A 6,291-nucleotide genomic window follows, 5' to 3' on the forward strand; every position below is an offset into this window, starting at 1 on the left:
ACGGACTGCAAATCTCGGGGACAATCGTCCGATAGAAATCGGACCGAATAGCCTCTACTCGGCACTGGGCCGCCGAGGCACCTCGTTATTGTCCCCGTTCGATGCAACATATCTGCAAACAGAACGCATTGACACCTTTAAGCGTCTCTACCTACCGTTTCAATAAGAAGAGATTTCGTAAGCATTACGAGATCCGGCGAACGGTAGACAGACGCGGAGAGTGCGATGCGATCGAGCAGGTTGACCGCGGCGCTGGTCGGTGGTCTTCTCGTGGTCTCCGGCGCCCTGGTGGCGGCGCCCGCGACGGCCGACGCACACGGCAGAGATGCACTGTCCTGGGGCGCCCGTCTGCTGGGCCGACAGGCGTTGCCGGCCGGTGACGGCTGGGCCGCGGCCGGACCGGGCACCACCGGCGGGTCGGCGGCCGCCGCGGACCAGGTGCACGTGGTCCGGACCCGGAGCGAGCTGGTCCGGGCGCTCGGCGGCGACAACGCCACCAACAGGAGCAACGCCACTCCGAAGATCATTTATGTCAAGGGGGCGATCGACGGGTTCGAGTCCGACGACGGGCGGCTGCTCGACTGCGCGGACCTGGCCGACCCCGAGTACTCGCTCGACGCGTACCTGGCCGCGTACGACCCGGCGACCTGGGGGCGGGTGGCGCCGTCCGGGCCGCTGGAGCAGGCCCGGATCCGGTCGGTGGCGAACCAGACCCGGCAGACCCAGATAAACGTCGGCCCGAACACCACCATCGTGGGGCTGCGCGGCGCGACCCTCGCCGGGCTGACCCTGATGGTGGACACCGCCAACAACGTGATCGTGCGCAACCTGACCCTCGCCGACGCCCGGGACTGCTTCCCGGCCTGGTCGCCGACCGACGGCGACGCCGGCAACTGGAACTCCCAGTTCGACCTGATGTCGGTACGCCGCAGCGAGAACGTCTGGGTCGACCACAACACCTTCACCGACGGCGACAACCCGGACGGCGGGCTGCCGGTCTATTTCGGACGGCCGTACATGGTGCACGACGGATCGCTCGACATCACGCACACCGCCAGCCGGGTGACCGCCTCGTACAACCGGTTCGTGGCCCGGGACAAGGTGATGCTGATCGGTTCCTCGAACACCGTCGGCCCGGACGTCGGCCGGCTCGACGTCACACTGCACCACAACCTCTTCGACGGCACCAGGCAGCGGCTGCCCCGGGTGCGGTTCGGCCGGGTCGACATCTACAACAACGCCTACCGGCTCGCCGGGGACGGCTTCAGCTACGCGATCGGGATCGGCGTGCAGTCGGCCGTCCACGCCGAGAACAACCACTTCACCCTCGGCACCGGCATCACCGCCGCGGACCTGCTCTACGACTGGGACGGCACGGCGCTCACCGAGCGTGGCAACTGGGTACGCGAGGGCCGGAAGCCGGCCCGGCCGGTGAGCCTGCTGGCCGCGTACAACGCCGAGCACGACCCCGACCTGGGCGGCGACGCCGGATGGACGCCGACGCTGCGGGCCGGACCCGTACTGCCCGCTCCACTCGTACCGCTGGTGGTGCAGGCCCTGGCCGGAGCCGGCCGGCTGCCGGTGTAGCCCCCCGGGCCCGGTCGTCCCGCCGGGTCCGGTCCGCGGCGGCGCGGCGCCGCCGAGAACGCAGTACCCCCACACTGCCGCCGTCGCCGCGCCGGCGGCGGCCCACACCCCACACCACCACCGGGAGGTTCACCGTGCACAAAAACCAGCGCCGGGAACGACCGAGGTGGCGGCTGGCCGCCGCCGCGGGCGCCGCCGGGTTGCTCACCGCCGCCGCGATGACCGTGGCGACGCCGGCCGCCTTCGCCGACACCCTGCTCACCGACAATTTCGAGGACGGCAACTCCTCCGGCTGGTCGACCTCGGGCGGAAGCTGGTCGGTGGCGACCGACGGCAGCCGGGTCTACCGGCAGTCCGGCACCAGCAGCGACGCGCGTACCCTCACCGGCACCACCTCCTGGCGCGACTACTCGGTGCAGGCCCGGGTCAAGCCGACCGGGTTCAACGGCGCCGACCGGCACGTCGGGGTGATCGCCCGGGCGCAGAGTTCCAGCCGCTACTACGCGCTCGTGGTGACCAGCGGCGGTGGGGTGCAGCTCGTCAAGCGGGACGGTTCGGCGCCGGTCGCGCTGGCCAGCGGTTCCGGCGCCGTACCGCTGAACAGCTGGGCCACGCTCCGGCTGGAGGCGACCGGCGGCACGCTGCGCGGGTACGTCAACGGCAGCCTGTCGGTGCAGGCCACCGACTCCGTACTCTCGACCGGGCGGGTCGGCCTGGCCGCCTCGTACGCCAGCGCCTCCTTCGACGACGTCGAGGTGGCGACCGTGACCGGCACACCCCCGACCGGTGGCCCGACCGGCGGGCCGACGCTGCCGCCGACCGGTCCGCCGCTCGACCCGGGCGCCCCGCCGATCGGCTTCGCCTCGGTCAACGCGCTCGGCCAGAACGGCACGACCGGCGGGGCCGGCGGCCCGACGGTGACGGTCTCGAACGCCACTGACCTGCTCACCGCGATCAGCCAGCCCGGCCCGCTGAACATCCGGGTCAACGGCATGATCGCACTGCCCGGCCCGATGCACGACGTGATGTCCGACAAGACCATCGTCGGGGTGGGCGCCAGCTCCGGGATCACCGGTGGCGGATTGAACATCGGGCTGCCGGTCAGCGACGCGACCAGCCCGCCGGCAAACGCCATCCACAACGTGATCATCCGGAACCTGAACTTCCGGAACACCGTCGACGACGCGATCAACGTGCAGATGTTCTCGCACCACATCTGGATCGACCACAACGACCTGTCGGCCGGCTACGACGGACTGATCGACATCAAGCGCGGCGCCAGCTACGTGACGGTGTCGTGGAACCACACCCATCACCACACCAAGAACATGCTGCTCGGGCACGACGACAGCAATGCGGCGCAGGACACCGGGTACCTGAAGGTCACCTACCACCACAACTGGTACGACCGGACGCCGCAGCGCAACCCCCGGGTCCGGTTCGGGGACCCGGTGCACGTCTTCAACAACTACTTCGTCTACAACACCGACGTCGGGGTGGCCTGCCAGCTCAACTCCGGTTGCGTGGTCGAGGGGAACTACTTCGAGGACGTCGAGGTGCCCTGGTCGATCAGCTACTCCGGCTCCCGGGGCCGGCTGGTCGCCCGGAACAACGTGCTGGCCGGTACGAGCGAGCCGGGTGACTCCGGCGGTTCGGTGACCGAGCCGAGCAGCTACTACTCCTACACCGTCGCCGACCCGAACGGCATCCGGGCGACGGTGATGGCGGGCAGCGGTACCGGAAAGCTGCCCTTCTAGCGGGACTTCGCGCGCGGCGGTGTCGGCCGTATCTCCGCACCGCCGCGCGGCCCGCCGCATCTCCCACCCGGTCCGCCGCGCTTCGCCCCGGGCCGACGTGACCGTCAAAGATCGATAACTGTCAATGGACGGCTCTCTGGATCGAGGCCGGTGCCCGAAAGGGCAGACACATAACCGAGGAGGTTCCGTGAGTACCACCGAAACCCGGCGGAGACATCGTCGTCGCGGTCTCCTGGTCGCGACCGGCTCCGCGTTCGTCGCGGTCGCCCTCGCGATCGGGATGGGCGCCACCGCCCAGGCCGCGACACTCTTCTCCGACGACTTCGAGGACGGCAATTCCACCGGCTGGACCACGTCCGGCGGCTCCTGGTCGGTCGCCACCGACGGCAGCCGGGTGTACCAGCAGTCCGGCACCAGCAGCGACGCCCGGGCCCTGGCCGGCACCGAGAGCTGGGCCAACTACACCGTGCAGACCCGGGTCAAGCCGACCGCGTTCAACGGCTCCAACCGGTTCGTCGCGCTGCTGGCCCGGGTGCAGAGCAACACCAGCTACTACTACCTGGCGCTACGCAGCAACAACACGGTCGAGCTGAAGCGGCTCTCCGGCGGCTCCGCGACCACCCTGGACACCGCGAGCGTGACCGTCGGCCTGAACAACTGGCACACGCTGCGGCTCGACGTGTCGGGCAGCTCGCTGCGCGGGTACGTCAACGGCACCCTGCTCACCGAGGGCACCGACAGCTCCTACGGCACCGGCCGGATCGGGGTGGCGACCTTCAACGCCACCGCCAACTTCGACGACGTACTGGTCAGCGACAGCGTGAGTACCCCGACCACCCCGCCGACCGGTGGCCCGACCACCACCCCGCCGCCGACCGGCAACCCCGGCCCGAACGTGGCCGACGGCTGGGCCGGAGTCAGCGCGCTCGGCCAGAACGGCACCACCGGAGGGGCGGGCGGCCCGACCGTCACCGTCAACTCGGCGGCGCAGTTCGTCACCGAGGCGGCCTCGGCCGGACCGAAGATCATCCAGGTCAGCGGCATGATCGACCTGCCCGGTCCGATGCACGAGGTCAGCTCGGACAAGACGATCGTCGGCCTCGGCGCCAACTCCGGCTTCACCGGCGGCGGCCTCAACATCGGGCTGCCGATCGACGACGACATCACCTCGCCGCCGTCGAACGCGGTGCACAACGTCATCCTGCGGAACCTCAACTTCCGCAACTGGGACGACGACGCGGTCAACGTGCAGATGTTCTCGCACCACATCTGGATCGACCACAACACCTGGACCACCGGGGCCGACGGCGGCGTCGACGTCAAGCGCGGCTCGTCGTACGTGACGATCTCGTACAACCACGCGGACGGCACCGACAAGAACATGCTGCTCGGGCACGACGACGGCAACGCCGCCCAGGACGTCGGCTATCTGAAGGTCAGCTACCACCACAACTTCTTCGACAACACCAACCAGCGCAACCCCCGGGTCCGCTTCGGCGACCAGGTGCACGTCTACAACAACTACTACCTGAACACCGGGAACTACGGTGTCGCGTCGACGGAGAACGCCGGCGTGATCGTCGAGGGCAACTACTTCGAGAACGTCGACGACCCGTACCACCTCGGCGAGGGAGACTCCGGGGACGGCCGGCTGGTGGCCCGGAACAACTGTCTGATCAACTCAGGTTCCGGCCAGACCGGCGGCAGCGTCAGCAACCCGCCGTACCCGTACACGGTGCAGACCGCCTGCGACATGAAGGCCGTGGTCTCCGCCCAGGCCGGCGTGGGCCGGGTCGGGCTGCCCGGCGGTCCGACGACCAACCCGACGACGCCCGCGCCCACCACGCCCGCGCCGACCACGCCGGCAGCCACGACGCCGCCGCCGACCAGCGGCCCGCCGCAGACCGGTCTGGTCGGTTGGGCCGCCCAGGCCGGTGGCACCACCGGCGGTGCCGGCGGTTCCACGGTGACGGTGAGCAGCTTCGCCGACTTCCGGACCCAGGCGCAGTCCTCGGGAGCCAGGACCATCCTGGTCAACGGCATGCTCAGCGGCTCGGGGACCGTGGAGATCACGGCCAACAAGACGATCCGGGGCGTCGGCGCGAACTCCGGCATCTCCGGTACGACCCTCAACATCGAGGACATGCAACCGGCCAACGTGATCATCCAGAACATGAACATCCGTGGGGTGACCGGCGGGGACGCGATCCAGATCGAGAACGCCACCCACATCTGGATCGACCACAACACGATGTCCAGCACGATCGAGGACGATCCCGACTTCTACGACGGCATGCTCGACATCACCCACGCCGGTGACTACATCACGGTGTCCTGGAACGTCGTCCGCAACCACTGGAAGACCTCGCTGGTCGGCCACTCCGACGGCAACTCCGGCGAGGACGTGGGTCACCTGCGGGTCACGTACCACCACAACTGGTTCGACCGGACCTTCGAGCGCAGCCCCCGGGTGCGCTTCGGCGAGACGGTGCACGTCTTCAACAACTACTACTCCAACGTCAACAACAACGCCGACTCCTACGCGATCGCGTCCACCATGAACGCCGGCGTACTCGTCGAGGCGAACGTCTTCGAGAACGTGCAGCAGGCGTGCTGGTCGGCGAGCGGGTACGCCGACTCCGATCCCGGACGGCTGGTGGCCCGGAACAACTCGCTGACCAACTCCGGCCCGTGCGAGGTCAACGGCTCGGTGGCCGCGGTCCCGTACGGCTACACCGCCGACAACGTCGGCACGGTCAAGGCATCCGTCACGGCGGGTGCGGGCGCGGGCCGGCTCTGACCGGCCGGGTTCGGGCACCGATGCCGCTCGGCTCCGCCGTGACCTGATCGGCGCCCGCCGGAGTCGCCCGGCACCGCGACCCCGGCGGAAGGTCCGGTGGAAAACGATCGGGGCGGGGGGGGGGCCCCGGCGCGCCCGCCCCCCCCC

General features: G+C 69.5%; 3 protein-coding genes. All 3 read left to right on the forward strand.

What is annotated here, in order from left to right:
- The first annotated feature begins 225 nt into the window (after positions 1 to 225).
- On the forward strand, positions 226 to 1,587 hold the full coding sequence (locus tag V1634_RS12165; protein ID WP_331207862.1) for a pectate lyase family protein: 1,362 nt from the start codon (positions 226 to 228) through the stop codon (positions 1,585 to 1,587).
- Between the two features lie 134 nt (positions 1,588 to 1,721).
- Complete coding sequence (locus V1634_RS12170; protein ID WP_331207863.1) at positions 1,722 to 3,344, forward strand: pectate lyase family protein; 1,623 nt, start codon at positions 1,722 to 1,724, stop codon at positions 3,342 to 3,344.
- Between the two features lie 187 nt (positions 3,345 to 3,531).
- Positions 3,532 to 6,144: a pectate lyase family protein gene (locus tag V1634_RS12175; RefSeq protein WP_331207864.1), complete on the forward strand. Its 2,613-nt coding sequence runs from the start codon at positions 3,532 to 3,534 to the stop codon at positions 6,142 to 6,144.
- The last annotated feature ends 147 nt before the right edge of the window (positions 6,145 to 6,291 follow it).

The organism is Plantactinospora veratri, from assembly GCF_036421995.1.
Lineage (GTDB): Bacteria > Actinomycetota > Actinomycetes > Mycobacteriales > Micromonosporaceae > Plantactinospora > Plantactinospora veratri.